The organism is Streptomyces narbonensis (genome assembly GCF_014649015.1).
Taxonomy (GTDB): Bacteria; Actinomycetota; Actinomycetes; order Streptomycetales; family Streptomycetaceae; genus Streptomyces; species Streptomyces narbonensis.
In genome coordinates this window covers 107,649-125,224 of sequence record NZ_BMSF01000017.1, presented here as the reverse complement: position 1 = coordinate 125,224, position 17,576 = coordinate 107,649, and the positions used below count along the sequence as shown (strand labels likewise).

Annotated in this window: 12 protein-coding genes and 1 pseudogene; 7 read left to right on the top strand and 6 right to left on the bottom strand. The window is 70.1% G+C overall.

Features of this window, described 5'->3' with window-relative positions; all coding sequences use genetic code 11:
- Positions 1-11 precede the first annotated feature (11 nt).
- The gene (locus tag IE124_RS27860; protein WP_189511628.1) at positions 12-1,511 is read right to left on the bottom strand and encodes a cryptochrome/photolyase family protein; all 1,500 of its coding nucleotides are present in this window, start codon (positions 1,509-1,511) and stop codon (positions 12-14) included.
- Between the two features lie 136 nt (positions 1,512-1,647).
- Between IE124_RS27860 and IE124_RS27855 the strand changes: the two genes are divergently transcribed.
- Positions 1,648-2,553 carry an SDR family oxidoreductase gene (locus IE124_RS27855; protein WP_189511627.1) on the top strand — a complete coding sequence of 302 codons (906 nt, stop codon included), beginning with the start codon at positions 1,648-1,650 and terminating at the stop codon, positions 2,551-2,553.
- Positions 2,554-2,754: 201 nt separating this feature from the next.
- Here IE124_RS27855 and IE124_RS27850 read toward each other — a convergent pair whose 3' ends face one another.
- Entirely contained in the window at positions 2,755-2,967 is a 213-nt protein-coding gene (locus IE124_RS27850) for a hypothetical protein (protein ID WP_189511625.1), read from the bottom strand.
- Positions 2,968-3,215: 248 nt separating this feature from the next.
- On the opposite strand from IE124_RS27850, the gene IE124_RS27845 reads away from it, so the two are divergent.
- Both IE124_RS27845 and IE124_RS27840 read left to right on the top strand, forming a co-directional pair.
- Positions 3,216-3,443: a universal stress protein gene (locus IE124_RS27845; RefSeq protein WP_268246756.1), complete on the top strand. Its 228-nt coding sequence runs from the start codon at positions 3,216-3,218 to the stop codon at positions 3,441-3,443.
- Between the two features lie 88 nt (positions 3,444-3,531).
- Entirely contained in the window at positions 3,532-4,374 is an 843-nt protein-coding gene (locus IE124_RS27840) for a hypothetical protein (RefSeq protein ID WP_189511623.1), read from the top strand.
- Between the two features lie 47 nt (positions 4,375-4,421).
- Here IE124_RS27840 and IE124_RS27835 read toward each other — a convergent pair whose 3' ends face one another.
- On the bottom strand, positions 4,422-5,039 hold the full coding sequence (locus IE124_RS27835) for a CGNR zinc finger domain-containing protein (protein ID WP_189511621.1): 618 nt from the start codon (positions 5,037-5,039) through the stop codon (positions 4,422-4,424).
- A gap of 176 nt (positions 5,040-5,215) precedes the next feature.
- Between IE124_RS27835 and IE124_RS27830 the strand changes: the two genes are divergently transcribed.
- Positions 5,216-5,959: a metallophosphoesterase gene (locus IE124_RS27830; protein WP_189511619.1), complete on the top strand. Its 744-nt coding sequence runs from the start codon at positions 5,216-5,218 to the stop codon at positions 5,957-5,959.
- A 910-nt stretch (positions 5,960-6,869) separates the two neighbouring features.
- Positions 6,870-7,394, top strand: coding sequence for a peptidylprolyl isomerase (locus tag IE124_RS27825; RefSeq protein ID WP_229832932.1), 525 nt, complete (start codon positions 6,870-6,872; stop codon positions 7,392-7,394).
- Between the two features lie 55 nt (positions 7,395-7,449).
- Here IE124_RS27825 and IE124_RS27820 read toward each other — a convergent pair whose 3' ends face one another.
- Positions 7,450-8,085, bottom strand: coding sequence for a VOC family protein (locus tag IE124_RS27820; protein WP_189511615.1), 636 nt, complete (start codon positions 8,083-8,085; stop codon positions 7,450-7,452).
- 290 nt (positions 8,086-8,375) lie between these two features.
- Positions 8,376-9,194, bottom strand: a complete 819-nt coding sequence (locus IE124_RS27815) for a DUF427 domain-containing protein (protein WP_189511613.1) — start codon at positions 9,192-9,194, stop codon at positions 8,376-8,378.
- 602 nt (positions 9,195-9,796) lie between these two features.
- On the opposite strand from IE124_RS27815, the gene IE124_RS35435 reads away from it, so the two are divergent.
- Entirely contained in the window at positions 9,797-9,931 is a 135-nt protein-coding gene (locus IE124_RS35435; protein WP_268246758.1) for a hypothetical protein, read from the top strand.
- 40 nt (positions 9,932-9,971) lie between these two features.
- Positions 9,972-10,181: pseudogene (locus IE124_RS27805) on the top strand (Nramp family divalent metal transporter); the annotation flags it as partial.
- An 88-nt stretch (positions 10,182-10,269) separates the two neighbouring features.
- Here the strand turns inward: IE124_RS27805 and IE124_RS27800 are convergent.
- On the bottom strand, positions 10,270-17,070 hold the full coding sequence (locus IE124_RS27800; RefSeq protein ID WP_189511611.1) for a ricin-type beta-trefoil lectin domain protein: 6,801 nt from the start codon (positions 17,068-17,070) through the stop codon (positions 10,270-10,272).
- Positions 17,071-17,576: the final 506 nt, after the last annotated feature.

The following is a 17,576-nucleotide window of genomic DNA, read 5'->3' as shown; positions in this document are numbered from 1 at the left end:
GCACGGGATCGTCAGGGCGGCTCGGCGCCCCGCTTCCGCTCCTGTTCCAGGAGGGCGGGCAGGTCCCGCAGCCGGTCCAGCCCCGCCACCGGCCGGGAGGTACGGGAATTCCGGCCGAGCCGGTCGCGGTGCCGGTGGAGGAAGGCCCAGTATCCGGCCGTGAACGGGCAGGCGTCCTCGCCGACCCGCCGGTCGGGACGGTAGGGGCACGGCCCGCACAGGTCGCTCATGCGGTCGATGTAGGCGCCGCCGGACGTGTATGGCTTGCTCGTCATCCGGCCGCCGTCGGCGTACTGGGACATTCCGACGACGTTCGGCAGCATCACCCAGTCGTAGCCGTCGGCGAAGCTGCGGTGGAACCAGTCGGTCACGGCGGCCGGGTCCCAGCCGCGCTGGAGCGCGTAGCTGCCGAGGACCATCAGGCGCGGGATGTGATGGGTCCAGCCCGTGTCCCTGACCTCGCGCAGGGCCGTCGCCACGCATCGGGCCGACACGGCGTCCGCGTCCAGCTCCTCCCACCAGCCGGGGACGGCCCCGGTGTGCCCGAGGACGTTGCTCGTCCGGTACTCCTCGCCGAAGTGCCAGTACAGGTGCCGGACGTACTCGCGCCAGCCGGCGATCTGCCGGACGAAGCCCTCCACGGACCGGAGCGGCACTCCGCCCGCCCGCCAGACGGCCTCCGCCCCCTCCACGCACTCCACCGGGTCGAGGAGTCCCAGGTTCAGGGACGTCGACAGCAGACTGTGGCTCATCACGCCGTCGCCGGCCAGCATCGCGTCCTCGTACGCGCCGAACCCGGCGAGCCGGTGGTCCAGGAAGCGCCGCAGCGCGGCGAGCGCCTGCCGTCGGTCCGCCGGGAACGTCCGGGGACCGTCCCGGCCGACGAAGGAGACGTCCCCGTCCCGTTCCCAGCGGTCCAGGTCGTGCCGGACCTCCTCGTCGATGCCGTCCTCCCGGGGCCGGTACGGCGCCGGGGCGCCCAGCGAGCCGGCTCCCCGAGGTGGGGGCTCGCGGTTCTCGCGGTCGAGGTTCCACCCGCCTCCGGCCGGGCCGTCCCCCTCCATCAGGAGGTCGTGGTCGCGGCGGACCCGCCGGTAGAAGTCCTCCATGCGGAGCGTGCGCCGCTCCTTCGCCCACGCCGCGAACTCGTCCGGACCGACGAGGAACCCGCGTGGCGGCAGCACCGTGACGTCGTCGAGCGAGCGGACCAGGCGCAGCGCCGCCCGGGACGTGGGGTGGTGCACCGTCACCCGGCCGCGGCCCACGGCACGCCGCAGGCCCTCCCGGTAGGTGTCCGCCCGCACGTACGTCACCCGGCCGCCGAGCTCGGCGGCGCGGTGCCGCATGGCCGACAGGACGAGGTGGGCCTTCGCCCTGTGGAAGCGACGGCGGCGGAAGACGGAGCGGGCTTCGATGATCACCACGGGGGCGTCACGGGCGGGCCCCTCCGCACCCGGCGACAGGAAGGCAGGCCCCAGCTGGTCCCCGAAGAGCCAGTGCGTGTCCGTCATGCCTCCTCTTCGCCCCGGGCGGGCCCGCCGGATGCACAGGTGCCCGGTTCGGACCGCCCCGCCGCATCCGCCGCCCGCCCGGCGACGGAAGGGGTCACGAGCAGTCCCTCGATCCGCCGAAGAACCGGAGGCCCCCATGGCCCGCTCCTGGGAACTCGAAGGACGTACCGCCGTCGTCACGGGCGCGGCCCGCGGGCTGGGCGCCGGACTGGCCCGCCGGCTCGCCGGGCGCGGGATGCGCGTGGCGCTGCTCGGGCGGGAGCACGACACGCTCGCCGCCGTGGCCGAGACGCTCGGCACGGAGAGCCACGCCGTCGAGGTCGACGTGACCGACGACGAGGCGATGGAACGGGCCGCCGGGGAGGTGACCCGGGTCCTCGGCGCCCCGTCCGTCGTCGTCGCCAACGCGGGCGTCGCCGAGGGCGGGCCGTTCGAGACCTCCGACCCCGGGACGTGGCGCCGCGTCGTGGAGGTCAACCTCGTGGGCAGCGCGATCACCGCGCGCGCCTTCCTGCCCGGACTGCGCGCCGGCGGCGGCTACTTCCTCCAGGTCGCCTCCACCGCCGCCTTCGGCGCGGCCCCGATGATGAGCGCGTACTGCGCCTCCAAGGCGGGCGCCGAGGCATTCGCCCGCTCCCTGCGGGCCGAAGTGGCCCACCAGGGCGTCGGCGTGGGCGTGGCGTACCTGCACTGGACCGACACCGACATGGTCCGCGACGTCGACCGACACCCGGTGCTGCGCGAACTGCGCGGGCACATGCCCGGACCCGCCCGCCGCGTGTATCCGGTGGACCGGGTGGCGTCCTGGCTCGCCCGGGGAGTGGACCGGCGCGCCGCCTCCGTGTACGCCCCGCCCTGGCTGAGGCTCGCCCAGGCGGGCCGGCCGTTCTTCCCCCTCGCGGTGGACCTGCTCTCCCGACGCGAACTGCCCCGTCTCATGGGGGCGCACCCGTTCGAGCAGACCGGTCTGCTCGGCGCGGGCGGCGACATCGAGGAGAGACTGATCGACCGGACGCCGGCCGGCCCACCGAGGCGACGGTGATCAGCGAGGCCCAGGGGCGGGCCTCGCGGTCCGCTGCCGGAGTGGACCTTCTGGTTGATGCACAGGACCCGGTGGTCGACCTGGTACTTGGCGGCCGCCGACAACGTCGAGAAGGACGGCGACGACACCCCGGTCGTCTCCGGCCGCTTCACAACTCCACTGGACGAGCGCCGGCTGGGCGGAAGCGCAGGACGGCTTCGGTCAGGGGATGGTGACGTTATTGAGGGCGTCGTGGGTGGGCAGGGCGTCGGCGGCCATGTCCTGCTGGTCGCCGTTTCCGAAAGTCTGGGACAGGAGTCCGAGCCCGGGGAGATTGTTGCCGACGCTGTCGGCCGTCGCCGCCCCGGCCGAGGCGAGGACGGCGGTGGCGGCGACAGCGGCAGCGGCGAGGACGCGGCGGTTGAAGATCGTCATGCCGGTCTCAACGAGGCGGGCCGCCACAGGGCACGGGGCCTACGCCGCCCGCCACCACCGGCAGCAACGCCGGGAACCGGTCGGACGCCGACCAGCGAGACGATCTGGGCAGAACCGTCCTTGAATCCGCGCGAGCGCGCGCCGTCGGCGCTCCGGGTGTGCCCGGCTGGTCGACGCCCTGACCTTCCTGAGCCAGTGAGGACGAGCACAGCACCGGCATCCGCCAGACGGGGCACTTCGTCAGCGTCTTGATCGCCGCCGCGGTTCGGCCCTTCCGGGACAGGTTCCCGGCGACAGAGGTGGCGGAGGTGGCGGCTCCGGGAAGGGCAGCCGAGCATCTCATCGACGCCGCGGCGGACGCGCCCCTGCTGGTCGTCGGACGACGCAGGGCGGCCCGGGGCTCCCACATCGGCTCCACCACCCATGCCGTCATCCACCACGCCCCCTGTCCTGTGGCCGTCGTGCCGCACACCTGACGGCCTGGGACCCCGGGCGTCCAGGGGGCGGGACAACGTCCACGTTTCGCTCGCCCTCGGACGGCGGCGCCGGAACTAGGCTCGCGACGTGGAACCGCCCCAGCACCGTGCCGAAGGCGCGGGACCGTTCACCACCCGGCTCACCTACCACCGCCCCGAAGGGGGGACGGTGGTCTGGGAGTCGAGACTCGCGCGCAAGCGGGGCGCCCTGTCCGTCCGCGACCCCGGGGGCACGGTCGCCACGTCCCCGACCGCCGACACGCAGGCCCTGGAACGACTTCGCAGGCTCAATTCCGTCGCATCGGTAGCGTTCTTCCTCGGCGGGATCCTCTTCGCCCTCGGCGCCGCGGTCGCCCAGTTCGGTTCCGGCGATCCGGCCGAGAGCGCCTCGATCTACTTCGTGGGCGGGCTGTTCTTCAACACCGGCGGCTACACCTCGCTCTTGCAGGTCCTGAACGCGCCCCGGCACGTCCCGGGCAGCGGCGCACTGGCCACGGCCGACTGGCGGTGGTGGGGATACGAGCCGATGCGCCTGGACTGGCTCAGCACGTTCGTGCTCTTCGCCGGGACGCTCGTGTTCGGAGTCAACCTGCTCGACTCCTTCCTGCAGGGGCTCTCCGTCCAGCAGACCAACCGCCTGATCTGGGCTCCCGACGTGATCGGATGCGTGCTCTTCCTGATCTCGGGCCATCTCGCGTTCGTCGAGATCTGCCATCGCTCCCGGCTCTGCCTCCGCTCGCGCAGCCTCGGCTGGTGGGTGGTCGCGGTGAACCAGATCGGGTCGGTCCTCTTCATGGTCTCCGCCCTGGCCGCCTTCACCCGACCCGCCACCCAGAGCCTGGTCAACGCCGACATCGCCAACTGGGGAACGCTGTGCGGTGCTCTGTGCTTCTCGCTCGGTGCTGCCCTGCAGGCCTTCGAACGCCCATAGGGCCTGCTGTCACTCTGTTCAGCTCGGGGATCGTGCCAGGTGAGCGGTCAGGACGGGGTGATACTGCTGTCGGTCGCCATGCGCTGACGCTGGTAGTGGCGCGCTGCTCGGGCACGGTTTCCGCATGACGGCTTGCACCATTCCTGCCGCCCATGGCTTTTGACGAAGTAGCGCACGCAGCGAGGTGCGGTGCAGGCGCGCAGCTGCTCGCGCTGTGGGCCGCTCAGGAAGTCGATGGCGGCGCGCGCCAGGGCCGCCAGGAGGCGTACGTTCGGATCGTTCTCCGCCGACAGCAGACGGGCCGCGGGGGCACTTTCCGGCAGCCAGCGCATCTGTGGGACGACCGGTTCACGGGCGGCTACCGCGTTGAGGTGGGCCAACGCCTGATCGGCCGGCATCAGTCGTTGAGCGTCCGCGGAGCTGGGGGGAGCGGGACTGACCGCGCGGGCGAACAGTGCCCGGACCGAGCGCCGCAGCTCGGTGATCTCCGACCTGAGGCGCTCGTCTGCCGTGAGCTCGCCGGCCGGAAGATGGTCGGCCAGAAGATCGGCCTGCGCCTGGATCCAACGTGTTGTTCCGTGTGCCGTGGCGAGGTCGTCGGTGACGCCGCCTTCTCCGTCGTGGCGGATCGTGCTTGCCAGTTCCAGTGCCGGCCAGTGCTCCATAAGCGCCTCCTTCCCTTGCCCCTGCCTGGTCGTCGACCACTTGATCACATTCCCGCGCACACCCTAGAGTCTCTAACGGCAAAACGAGAACTTCCGTTAGATGTCGAGGTGGGGTGACGCGCCACGCCTCGCGGTGAACCGGCGGCCAGAGCCGCCGCCATGGGAGGGGACGGACAATGACGCTGCTGCTTGCCCAGATCAGCGACCTGCACCTGGACGGCAGTGAGAGGGCCACCGCGCGCGCAAACCGCGTCATGGACTACCTGCGGGCCCTGCCTCACCCGGTCGATGCGGTCCTGGTCACCGGAGACATCGCCGATCACGGCGAGGAAGCCGAATACGAGGAAGCGGCACGCATCCTGGCGGCCCCTTTCCCGGTACTCACCTGCCCTGGTAACCACGATGCGCGTCCGGCCTACCGCAAGACCCTGCTCGGCGAGACACCCGATCACCGGCCCGTCAACCGGATCCACCACATCGGCGAGACCGCCATCCTGATGTGCGACTCCACCATCCCCGGCCGCGACGAGGGACGCCTCGACGCCGAGACGCTGGACTGGATCGACACCCAACTCACCGCACTGCCGCGGGACATCCCGGCACTGATCGCCTTCCACCAGCCACCGGTCGCACTCCATCACCCACTGCCCGACTCCGGCATGCTTGAACAGCCCGAACAACTGGCCGCGCTGCTGGACGCGCACCCCCAGGTCGTTGCCGTCCTCACCGGACACGCCCACACCGCGGCCGCCTCGACCTTCGCCGCCCGCCCGCTGATCGTCGGGCCGGCGGTCACCTGGACCCTGCGCATGCCCTGGGAAGGCGAGCGCCCTGCAGACCGCGACCAGCCGCCCGGTCTCGCCTTCCACATCCTGGGCGACGACCGCCGCCTGACCACCCACTACCGCGTCGTGCTCTGATCCCGCTTGCCCGACCCGGAGAGAACATGCTCCACCCGTACGCCGCTCTCGGGTTCCGGCGGCACTCCTGCCCCTCGCCGCCACCCCGGAGCCGGCCTGACCCTTCTGATGCGGCCTGTCGTCGACAAGGGCCGCCGCCAGGCTCCTCCTGCCTGGTGACCCTCGGCGCCGACCTGCGCGAGCGCGGGATCGGCCTGCACGTCATCGAGCAGCCTGGCGAGTGCTTTCATAGGGGAGTACTGCGCCTCCCACCCCACCCGTCCGCCGGCGCCCGAAACCAGGACGTCGGTGACGATCCGGCCGTCCGGTGACCGAGCCTCGACCTGGACGTCGAGTCCGTGACGTAAGGCGGAGCGGGCTATGCGCTCCTTCATGGCCTTGTGCCTGTCGCATTCCTCGGGCGTCGCGGAATGCGTCAGCGGAAGGTGTGCGGCCACCCACACGACACGGCCGGCGCGGCGCTGCCGACGTACGAACATCCACGGCGTCTTGTCGGCGAGTGCGCACCGGCAATCGCCGCCCCGGTAGTCGGTCAGGCACTGCAGAAGATCACGGTCCCGCTCCCCGACGGGCTGGGTGATTTCTTCCAGCAGTCCAGGGCGGTCGGGGTGGCCACAATGATCGGCCGGAACTTTCACTCCCGCAGACCACACCACACCCTAGACTGCGACCGCTCCAAGACCTGGAGATCATCGGGAGGGCGTGCAAGATGAGACGAGCACTGATCAGCGCATTCGCGGCCGTGGCGTTAGTCGTGTCCGGGGGGAGTGTCGCCACCGCTTCCGACAGCGCTCCGCCACGCACCACGCACGGCCCTTGCCAGTACGCGCAGACCCCGGACGAGCCGCCGGCGCGCCCCGTTCCGCTGCCGCCCGACCCGCGGCGCACCCCCAGTCGTGGCACGGTGGACATGGCAGTTCCGACCAGCCAGGGCTCGGTCCCGCTGCAGTTGGACCGGGCCAAGGCGCCTTGCACGGTGCAGAGTTTCCTGCACCTGGCACGGCACGGGTTCTACGACCGTACGGTGTGCCACCGCCTGACGGCGTATCCGACGCTGAAGGTCCTGCAGTGCGGCGACCCGACCGGTACCGGCGAGGGCGGCCCCGGGTACAAGTACAAGGACGAGCTGCCGGTGGACCTGCCGCCCGCACCCACCGATCCCACCGGCACGCGCCGCCTCTACGAGCGCGGCCTGCTGGCGATGGCCAACGCCGGTCCGAACACGAACGGCTCACAGTTCTTCGTCGTCTACGGCGACTCCGCACTGCGACCGAACTACACGGTGTTCGGCACGGTCGGCCCCGACGGCCTCACGACACTCGACAAGATCGCCGCCGCAGGCATCGAGCCGACCGCGGAGAACCCGGCACCGGTCGACGGCACACCCGTCCTGCGGACCGAGCTGCTCCGCGTCCGGCCGTCCTGCCGGCATTGACGCACGGCGACGTGGCCACGTCCTCGGCCGCTCCCGCGGGGCGGCCGGGCCCTGGTCAGATCGTGACCGGGCCGTGGGCGGTGGCGAACTCGACCGAGACCAGGCCCGGTTCCTCGTCCTCGACCCAGGTGACGTCAATCTGGTCGAGGGGGTGGTCGGCCGGTTCGCCGAGGAATTCGGCGATGGAGGCGGCGTCGCCGGCGATGGAGACTCCGTGGATGGTGGTGGAGGTGCGCGGGTCGGCGCTCGGGCACTCCTCGCCGGGGACCAACCACTGAAGGAAATACGGTAGTTGCGGGTCCTCCAGTAGCTCCAGCAGGCCGATCTGCTTCCACCTCAGGTCGAACCCGTCGGGTCGGACACGGTGGCCCTCGGTCGAGGTGCGGCCGAGGCGGGCCTCGACTGGGGCGATGTCGTCGACGGAGACCACCCAACCGAGCCAGCCGCCGCCCTCGGCGGCGCGGCGCGCGACCGCCTGGCCGAAGGGTGCGCGGTCGGCGGCGGGGTGGTCGAGTGTGGTGACGACCTCGACGTAGGTGCCGCCGCTCAGCGGGAGAATGAAATTACGGGTGCCGAATCGCGGGTGCACGCCCCCGTCGACGAACCCGGCGCCGAGGGCCGATCCCATCCGCTGGACGGTCGAGACGAAGCTGTCGCGGGCCACCGCATAGGACACGTGATCAAGTCGCACTTCGGCATCATCACCCGACAACCCGCCCAAATCCCGACGCCACGCCCGCCGCCCCGGCCGCGTCCGCCGTGGAATCAGCCGTGGAGCGGATCGATCATCGTCATCCTGCCGGGGAGGCCCGGTTGAAGCCGGGCAGCAGCACCGCAGCATCGACGAGGCCCACGACCCGCTCGGTCAGCCGCTGCCACACGATCTCGAGCCGGCATGCAGCACCGTGCGCACGGTAATTCCAAGAGGCGGGCTCTACGCCCTGGCGGATTGCCATCCGGAGGGCGAGGCCTTGTGTGGAGCTACCGTGACGGCCGACTGAAGAACGTGACCGGTCGTTCCCGCCGTACTCCGTCGACGACGACATCGACGGACTCGTCGTAGAAGGCCACCCGGTCTTTGATGATCCCTACGGAGGGCAGGGGGTCGGGATAGCTCCACGCGATGTCGGGCCGTACGTCGGCGTCGCCGGCCCAGGACCAGTACTCGCTCGCCACACCCTTGTACGGACAGCGGGTACGCCCGTCGGTACGGTTGAAGAGGTCGAGGCGGACGTCCTCCCGCGGGAAGTAGAAGCGCACTGGCAGGCCCGTCTCGAAGAGCAGAACCGGCGTGTGCGTGTCCGCGACGACCGTGCCCTCGATCTCGACCTGGACGTGTCGACTGCTGGGCAGGGCGTCCACCCGCTTGTGCGGGTCGCGCGGGTGCACGAAGATCTCTTCGTCCTCCTCGTACCAGTGGTCGAGAACCTCGCGCCCGAACCATTCGAAGCTGATGTGGTCGGCCAGCTCCTCTCCGGGGTAGGTCCAGGCCGCCGCCCCGACGGTCCGGTCGGGGAGCACGAGGTCGTAGAAGACCGTCGCTCCCGCGTGACGCCGTCGGCCGGCGGGCCGCTCCGTCCGCCGCAGCAGGTCCGTGCGGACGTCCCCGGTCGGGAAGGCGTAGAGGGGGACGGGGCGACCGGGCTCCCACACGAGAACCGGTCTACGGCTGTCCACGATCGTGAGCTCCCCTGCCGTCGCACGCACCCAGCGTTCTGCCGGCTCCCAGAAGACGCTGTCGGACTCGTCCCGGCGGCGTACGACGGGCACGGCTTCCGGGCTGGACTTCGGTGCGGTCATCGGTCTCTCCTCTCGCTCCGGTTCCTGCCTCCGGTTGTCCGGACCCGCGTCGCGGGACGAGTGGCAGCCGGTGTGGTCCACGCTGCTCCGGATCCTGGCTGATGGCAAACGGCCCGCCGTCGCTCCTGCCGGCACTTCGAAAGCATCCCTCGGATCGGTGCGGGGCCATCGCGGTGCGTGCTGCGAGCACACGGCGAAGTCGAGGCCGGAGTGGACGTACGGCGAAGGTGACATCCGGCGCGTCGACCGTGCTGGGGTGCCGGCTCGTCGTGGTTCCCGCCCTTCACACGGCACACACCCGGACGGCGCTGCGCTCCGGTCTCCCGCTACCCCCGTCCCGGCTCCGGCCGCAGCTCATCGCCCGACCCCTTGACCTGCAGAAAGCAGGCAGGGAGCCGTCTCAGAGGAGTCCCAAGTGCTGCGTACTCTGTTCAAGTCCAAGATCTGACTATTTGGCGTCGCCGCAGGTCAGGGGCATCATGTGCCCCACTCAGGTCAGCAAACGGTCAGCATGCGTCCGCATGGTGTCCGCGCTTGCTGACCATCGACCTACAGTGCGGCGCCTGAGCATGATTCTTGGGCTGGATCGGATGGTTCGCGACATGGCCCGACAGCTCGCCCGCGGCATGGGTTCCTTCTACAAGGACTGCGGCTGCACCAAGCCCACCCGCTGCCCCCACCCGTACTCGATCCGTTTCCGGGACGCGCTCGGCAGGCAGCGCGAGGAGTCCGGCTAAGCCACGCAGGACGACGCGATCGAGCGCCTCACGCAGCTGTCTGGACCAGCCCTTCGAGCTCGTCATCACGTACGGGGTGATCGGCGCGCTCTTCATGCCGCTCCTGGCCGTGACGCTGCTGTGGCTGCTCAACTGCATGCGCACTCCGGCCGGCTGGCGTAACGGGGTGCTGAGCAATCTGATGCTGGGGGCGGCCGGGCTGCTGTTCGTGGTGCTGTGCGTGCAGCAGCTGCGTCAGCTGCCCTGGTAACCGGCCCGGCCGCGGCACGGACAAGGGGGAAGGCCCCGACCGCGCTCGCGGTCGGGGCCTTCCTGTTGTGCGCTTCCTCCGGGGCCGATCAGCCCCAGAGGCCGAGCTCGAGCTTGCCCAGGGTCTTGGGATTCGACTTACCCGTCACATCGAACTCCTGGGCCAGACCCGCATCGTGCAGGTCGCCGAACTGCCCGAGGTCGAGCCCCATGACACTCTCTCCCTCGTCGAAGTTCCAGTTCTTGTAGACCTCGACCTTGTACGTGATCTTGCCGTCCTCCACGGCGCCCGTCGCCCGGTACTGGAAGCTGCGGATACCGAGGAACCAGTCAGGACTGCGCTTCCCGGCGGTCGCGTTGCGCCATCCGGAGTCGAACTGCACGGCTTCGTCCGCCCCCGACTTGTCGACGGAGGTCAAGACCCCGATGAGGTAGTTGTCTAGATTCTCCGAGGCGCCGTCGGACGCCAGGAGGCTTTCCACATCCTCGGGTGCGAGAACGTACTCTTCGCCGGAACCGTCCAGGTAGTGCTTGTTCAACTGGGTGAACTTCACCATGGCGAGCATGGCGCTGCTTGCCATGATGCCCTGGAGTTTGACCCTCGCGCGGTACTGCGCCCGCGTCGGGATCACGCTGTTCCACACACGTTCCTTCCCGTACTTCTGCTTCTTCCGCGACACGTCCTCGCCGGTCACCGTGCTGTAGTCCGGGTTGCCGTACTCGTCGTAGCAGGTGTCCACGGTGCAGCCCGGTCCGTGGTTCGCATCCCACGCCGAGTTGTCATTGTTCGCGCTGCACCCGTCGCAGAACAGACCGCTCTCGTCGGTCGCGTTCACCGGGTTGCTGCCGCTGTACGCGTAGCCGTTCCACTGCTGCGGATCGTCCGCGTCGATGACCGGGTCCGCGTTCAGGAAGCGTCCGGCGGCCGGGTCGTACTGGCGGGCGCCGAGGTAGGTCAGGCCCGTCGTGTCGTCCTTCGTACCGCCGACGAAGCCCTTCTGGCCGCCCCAGGCACCAGCCGCCGGCTGGGTACCGCGCGCGTTGCCGAAGGGATCCATCGCACGCCGCGTGACGGCGAGCGTGCCCGCGTCGATGGTCAGGATGCCCGAGCCGTGGTGGTCGGCCTGCTGGATCGTCAGGCCGCCGGTGCCCACCCGGACCATGGTCATGCCGCCCGGGATCGGGTAGTAGCGCGTTCCGGTCAGGGTCCTGGTGACCGTGTCGAACGTCAGCTCGTCCTCGCCGAGGGTGACCGTGGTCTTCCCCGGGCTGCGCCGGACGATGGGCTCACCGTCCGCGTCGTACACGAACGAGGTGGTGCGGTCCGTGGCGGTCCACTTCTGGCCCGCCGGGACCGTGGCGCCGCAGTCCGCGAGGAGCACGTCGACGCTGTTGGTGGCGACGTCACCCGGAACCGCCATGCAGCGCGTGGAAGCCGGGTTGTAGAGGGTGCCGTCGGCCCGGTTGGTCCAGGTCTGCGCGGGGGTGCCGTCGCAGGGCTGGAGCTGGATGACCGAACCCGCCGCGGTGCCCATGGCGGTCACGCACTTGTTGTAGACCTTGAGCACGTCGCCAGTGAGGGCGAACTTCTGGGCGCCGTTCGTGTTACAGGTGTAGATCTGCGCCGGGGTCCCGTTCGCCGAGCTGGCGCTCTGCATGTCCAGGCACTTGCCGCCGATGCCGACGACGGCGATGGCCGGCGTGAGCGTCTCCATCCGGTTGTCCGGGGTCCACGTCATACCAGTGGTGCCGGTCTTGTTCACGTACTGGTCGACCGGGTTGCCGGAACCGTCGTAGCGGGTGCTCCCCGACTTGTTGGTCGTGCTGCCGGTCTTGGTGAGGGTGGTGGCCAGCGCGTGCGGACCACCGCCGCCCGTACCGTTGTTGACGGTGCCGGGAGCCGGGAAGCCCTGGGTCGTGGTGACGTCCTTGGTGGTGTCACCGGTCAGGTCGCGGCTGACGAACGACTTGCGGTTGCCCGTCACGTCGTACGAGAACTCGTGCCAGTACGGGTTGCCACCGCCGACCGTGGCCGCTGACGGGTTGGTGTTGGCGCAGGCGCCCTGGTCCGAGGTCTGGCCTGCACCGGGAGCCGTGAGCCCGCCCTTGTCGGTCCACGCCGTGGTCATCCGGCCGAGGTAGTCCAGAGTGAAGCACTCACGGTCGCGCAAGGCCGGGCTGTTGTCAGGGGTGTTGGTGACCGACGTGATGCGCCCGGACTTGTCGTAGGTGTACGAGGCCTGCTGGACCGCCCCCGTCACCGAGGTCTGCTTGTCCAGCAGCTGGTTCTTCAGGCGTCCGCTGGCCTGGTCATAGTCCAGCGTGGTCACGACCTGCTTCTCGAACGGGTTCACCGTCGAGCGGATCACCCGGCCGAAGGCGTCGTACTCCGTCTGGACGTCGTACGTGGTGGCACCGGCGTACTTGTACATCTGACCGTAGTCGTTGTACGAGTACGCCATATCGTCCACGGGCAGTCCGCCGAGCGCCGGCAGCAGCGCGGTCTTGCGCTCACCGGTCAGCTTGTCGAAGGTGCTCGTGGCCGTGTACGTGTACGTGCCGGTCTGGCCGATCTCGCTGCCGGGGATGCTGACGCGCATCCCGGTCGCGCGGTAGCCGTTGTCGTAACCCGTGACGGCGTTGGTGTAAGCCTGGCCGACCGTGCCGCCGACGTAGCGGGTGGACGAGGCGGGCTTGCCCTTGCCGTTGGTGACCGTGTCGTAGGTCCAGCCGACGAGCTGCTTGGCGCCGCTTACCGTGCCGTCGTACAGGCCCGTCTGGCGGTCATTCAGGTCGTAGGTGCGGAGCAGAGTCTTGCCGCGGCCGTCCTTGGAGGAGACCAGACGGGAGGCGGCGTCGTACGACTGCGTGGTCGTGCCCGTGTCCGGCTCGCGGGCTGTGATCTGACGGCCCCGCAGGTCGTAGTCGTAGGACCAGGTGTTGCCGTCCGCGTCCTTGCGGGTCGAGGCCTTGCCCTCCGGCGTGTACGTGTACGTCGACACGGTCGCGTCGGTGGCGTTGCCCGTCACGGTCGCCGTGCGGTATTGCCAGCGGGCGGTGGTCTGGCCGCGCGCGTCGGTGAGAACACTGCTCGGCCAGGAACCGGCCGGCGGCACGGTGTCCGTGCGGTCGGCGCCCGGGTAGCTGGTGGTTGTGCGGTTCTGCTCGATACCCAGCGAGTGGGTGGCCACCACGGTGGGGCGCCCCTGGCCGTCGTACGTCGTGCGGGTCTGCGCCGGGACGGCGGACTCGGCGACGGCGGCGAGGGTGCGCACCGGACCGGAGGCGTTGTTGTACCAGGAGCCGTTGGCTACGCGGACCCGGCCCTGGGAGTCGTAGAGCTTGTCCGTGATCAGGCGGCCCGTGTACGCGGGGTTCGCGGGCGAGGCCTGGGTCTGCCGGTCGCGGCCGAAGCCGTCGAGCACGTTGATGCTGTGCGTGTAGACCGGGGGTGTGCCGTCCTTCTTGAGGATGGACGTGGTGATGGCCGAAGGCACGCCAACGGTCTGGGAGACCGTGTAGTCGAAGGTCATGTCGGCGTTCGGCTCGTTGGCCGGGGTGCGGCCGGGCCGCCAGGCTCCGGTCATCCGGCCCAGCGCGTCGTAGCGCAGGGTCTTCGTCTTGCCGTTGGGGTCCGCAACCGTCAGCGGCAGACCGCGGCGCGGGTCCAGCGTGGTGACCGTGTCCCACGTGGTGGTGGCCGGCTGGCCGGGGGCCGAGGCCGAGACGGTCATGGTGGACGGGAGCTCGCCGGTGGCGGGGCTGTACGTCGTACGGGTGACCGAACCACCCTGGTGCTGGGAGTCCGTACGCGTGGGATCGATGACTGTCAGGACACGGCCGTACACGTCGTACGTGGTGCTCGCGGTAGTGGTGAACTGGGCGCTGCCGTCACCGGCGTACTGCTCCAGTACCTGCGTGCCGGTCGGATTGCCGGTGGTGTCGGCCTGCCCGAAGGGCTTGCCGTCGAACAGGACCCGCTTGCGCTCCACGGTGTTGGCCGCGGTCGCGTCGGCGGCGCAGGCGTTCGCGCCGGAGACCTTCAGGGTCTCGGAGACGAGGTTGGTGCGCTGCGCGTCAGGGCCCGCGGCGTAGCTGGAGCGGGTGCAGATGTCGGCGGTGCCGTCGGCCTGGTCGAGCTCGGTGAGCGGCCGGTTGCCGTTCGCCGGGTCGGTGACCTTGATGGTGACGGCCTTCTGCCAGGTGCCGTCGGCCTTCTTGGAGCTGACCGTGGTGGTCGTCTTGGTCGATCCGTAGCGGGCGACCAGATCGGGCAGGCCGGAGCCACGGGACTGGGTGGCCGTGGCCACCTCGTTCGCGGACCCGGTCACCGCGTGGCGGACGACCGTACCGCCGGCCTGGTCGAAGGTCTCCGTCTGCAGGACCTGGCCGGAGAGCCATTCGTGGTCGGTGACGGAGCCGCCGAGGGCGTCGGTGAGCGAGACGGAACGGGTGCCGCTCTTGCGGACGTCACCGTTCATGCCCTGGCGGTACGTGGTGCGCACCTGGGACTTGGGGCCGTCGTTGCCGCTGCCGGTGGTGACCGTGACGGTCCGGAACCCGCGGAACTCGCCCCAGGTGCGGGCGTTGGTCTCGGTGTACTGACTGTCGTCGCGGTGCCAGCCCGCTGGCCCGTACGCGTAGGAGGTGATCTTCTGCGGGGAGTCGGTCACCGTGTCGTTCTCGGTGAGCGACTTGACCGTGTAGTGGTTGAACCAGTCCAGGACCGGGTCGGAGTCGGCGACCGAGCCGGGCGGGAGCCAGCGCACCGGGTAGCACGACATGGTGTTGTCGTCCTCAGCCGTCGGCATCACGTTGTTGATGCGCGAGCACTCCCGCAGGTTGTAGTCGACGTTGAGGACGCCGCCGGTCTCGTTGGCGATCTGCTGGATGCGCGGGCGGTTCATGATCGGCGGTGCGGGGACCAGGTTGGTGCCGTCCACGCGGTTGGGCAGCATCACCGGCGTGAACTTCACCAGGGGAAGGTCCGCGTTCGGCGTCGCCGTCATACCGGTGTGCTTGACCGAGTCCAGCCACAGGGCCTTCTGGCTGGTGGCGTCCTTCGGGTCCGGGAAAGAGTGCGCGAAGGTGTACGAGTCCACGCTCTGCCACGCGCCCGCGACGCGCACCTCGGTCAGCGCCGAGGCCAGCCGCTTGGTGGTGAAGAAGGTGGGGGTGTACTTGGTGCACGTCCCGGTGGACTTGCACTCCTGGTCGACCGGTACGTCGGGCCAGTTGGCGCTGTTGGCGGTGGTGCGCTGGGAGGGGGCGCAGGCTGCGGTGTTCACACAGCGCTCGGCCACGGTGAAGGTCACCCGGGCGGCCGGCTGGAGGGTACCCTTGGCCGCCACCTGCTCGTTCAGGCGTTGCCCGTAGGCCGCCGAGGCGAGGGTGGTGGCGCGGGTGTAGGCGGTCTGCGTGCCGGTGCCGTTGTTCTGGGCGCCGCCGCGGTTGTAGTAGTTCGTCTCCGGCGCCCACTTGTACTGGGTGAGGTTGCCGTGCGGGTCCACCACGTGGTCCAGGGAGAGGCGCTGCCACATCTCGCACCACGAGCCGAGGCCCTTGGTGGAGTCGTAGCAGGGGTCACCGCTCTTCGGCGAGTAGACCGGCACGCTGGAGACGGAGTTCGTCGCCGGGTCCGACTTGTCGCCGCCCGGCAGGTGGTTGATGCCGAAGTAATACACGGTCCCGGTGGGGTCCGTCACCTTGGCGTAGGCGCCGTCACGCACGGAGTTGCCCGCCCCGGAGCCGAACTCGACCCGCGTGCCATCGTCGTTCTTCAGCCGCCAGACACCGGTCGCGGCGTCGGTCGCGGCGGCCGACGTGCTGACGCGCACCAGCGGTCCCGAGTGCTGGCCGAGGGAGAGCGAGGCGTTGTAGCCCGCCCAGCACATGTCGGCGGACTTGTCGATGCCGGCCTTGTCGCACACCTTGTACGTGCGCTCGATGAAGCCCGGGCTGAGCTCCCAGCCGTCACCGATCCACGAGGCCTGGGCGTTGGTCGCGGAGGTTCTGCCGTCCACGGAGGAGGAGTCGTAGTTGAGCGCCAGCTCCGGGGCCGCGCCGCCGAGGCTGGGCGGGACCTGGAGCGGGTAGTTGTACGTCAGGGAGCCCGAGGCGTTGCCAGAGGCCCACGCCGACGACGGGTTCAGGGCGGACGCGGTGTAGTCGCCGCCACCGCCGCTCTCCTCGGTCTCGGCGGCGAGCAGCATCAGTGCGGTGGACGCGCCCGAGGCGGCGAACGCCGACTTGGAGCCGGCCACTGCCGTGGGCGCGGCGGCGGACACGGTCACGTCGGTCGTGAGCCGACCGGTGGACTTGTCGGTACGCATGGCGAGGGGCGTGCGCACACGGCAGGCGGCCACCTCCGGCGTGGTCACGGCACACGCCGGAAGGATCACCAGGCGGCCGCGCGAGGCGAACTGCCCGCCGGTGGCCTGCTGAAGGGCCGCCATGTCGAGGCCGACGGTCACCGGTGTGCGCGAACTGCTCGTGGACGCCGCATGGTTGGCGGTCAGTGTAAAGAGCAGGCCGTCAACTCCCGCCTTGCGGGCGGTCTTCGCGTCGTTACGGACGACGGTGACGGCGGGCGGGGCGGTCTTGGCGCGCTGGCCGGCCGGGGCCACCCACACCGGGAGCTTTCCGGCCCGAGCGGCGGAGTTCACGGTCGGCCGCGCCGTCCCGACGAGCCGGGTCACCGGCGCGGCGGGCGCGGGCTTGCCAGAGCGCGGGGGAACCGCGCGCGGCGGCTTCACCTGCTTGCGGGGCTTCTTCGCCGTGAGGGGAACCGAAGTGGTCTTCGGCAGTGGTGTCGTGGGCGGCTGCCAGACCTTGTCGTGGTCGGGCTTCGCCGCGGCGGTCGCCGGAACCGCCAGTAGTGATGTGGCCAAGGCGAGTACCAGCGGGACGGTTACCCGTCTCCAGTGGAATCGCCGAGAACTGCGCATGCCTGAATGCGGCATCGCTCAACCCCCCGAAGTGGACGCCGTTGATCCGGTTGATCGCCGGTCCAAGCGGGGGAAGGTAGCAGTGAACGATCATCGGGCCACTATCAGCCAACGCTTATGGACACGTGGGAAAGGTCACTCCGGTTTCAATTGGGCACGACCCCCCGCAGGAAGGGCGGAATTGACTCCTCCGCCTTTGGATCTTCTGTGAACCTGCTGTCAGAGTGCCCCGGTCCTTGCCTGTGGGGCCGGGACGCAACTCGTCTGGGGGGAGTGGGCACTCGCATGTCCAATGCACGAAGAGCCGGCTTGCGGAAGCCGGTTTCCGCCGGTCTGGCGGTGGGGGTTTCGGCGGTTCTGCTGCTGGCGACGCCGTATGTGGCGGATGCCGCTCCGGTCCCGTTGCCTGAGGTTCCGGGCAAGCCGGGTCCGTCGGCGGCGCCGGCGGC

Coding starts and splice junctions, on each gene's coding strand:
- IE124_RS27860 (WP_189511628.1), bottom strand. CDS start 1,511: ATGACGGACACGCACTGGCTCTTCGGGGACCAGCTGGGGCCTGCCTTC.
- IE124_RS27855 (WP_189511627.1), top strand. CDS start 1,648: ATGGCCCGCTCCTGGGAACTCGAAGGACGTACCGCCGTCGTCACGGGC.
- IE124_RS27850 (WP_189511625.1), bottom strand. CDS start 2,967: ATGACGATCTTCAACCGCCGCGTCCTCGCCGCTGCCGCTGTCGCCGCC.
- IE124_RS27835 (WP_189511621.1), bottom strand. CDS start 5,039: ATGGAGCACTGGCCGGCACTGGAACTGGCAAGCACGATCCGCCACGAC.
- IE124_RS27830 (WP_189511619.1), top strand. CDS start 5,216: ATGACGCTGCTGCTTGCCCAGATCAGCGACCTGCACCTGGACGGCAGT.
- IE124_RS27825 (WP_229832932.1), top strand. CDS start 6,870: ATGGCAGTTCCGACCAGCCAGGGCTCGGTCCCGCTGCAGTTGGACCGG.
- IE124_RS27815 (WP_189511613.1), bottom strand. CDS start 9,194: ATGACCGCACCGAAGTCCAGCCCGGAAGCCGTGCCCGTCGTACGCCGC.
- IE124_RS35435 (WP_268246758.1), top strand. CDS start 9,797: ATGGCCCGACAGCTCGCCCGCGGCATGGGTTCCTTCTACAAGGACTGC.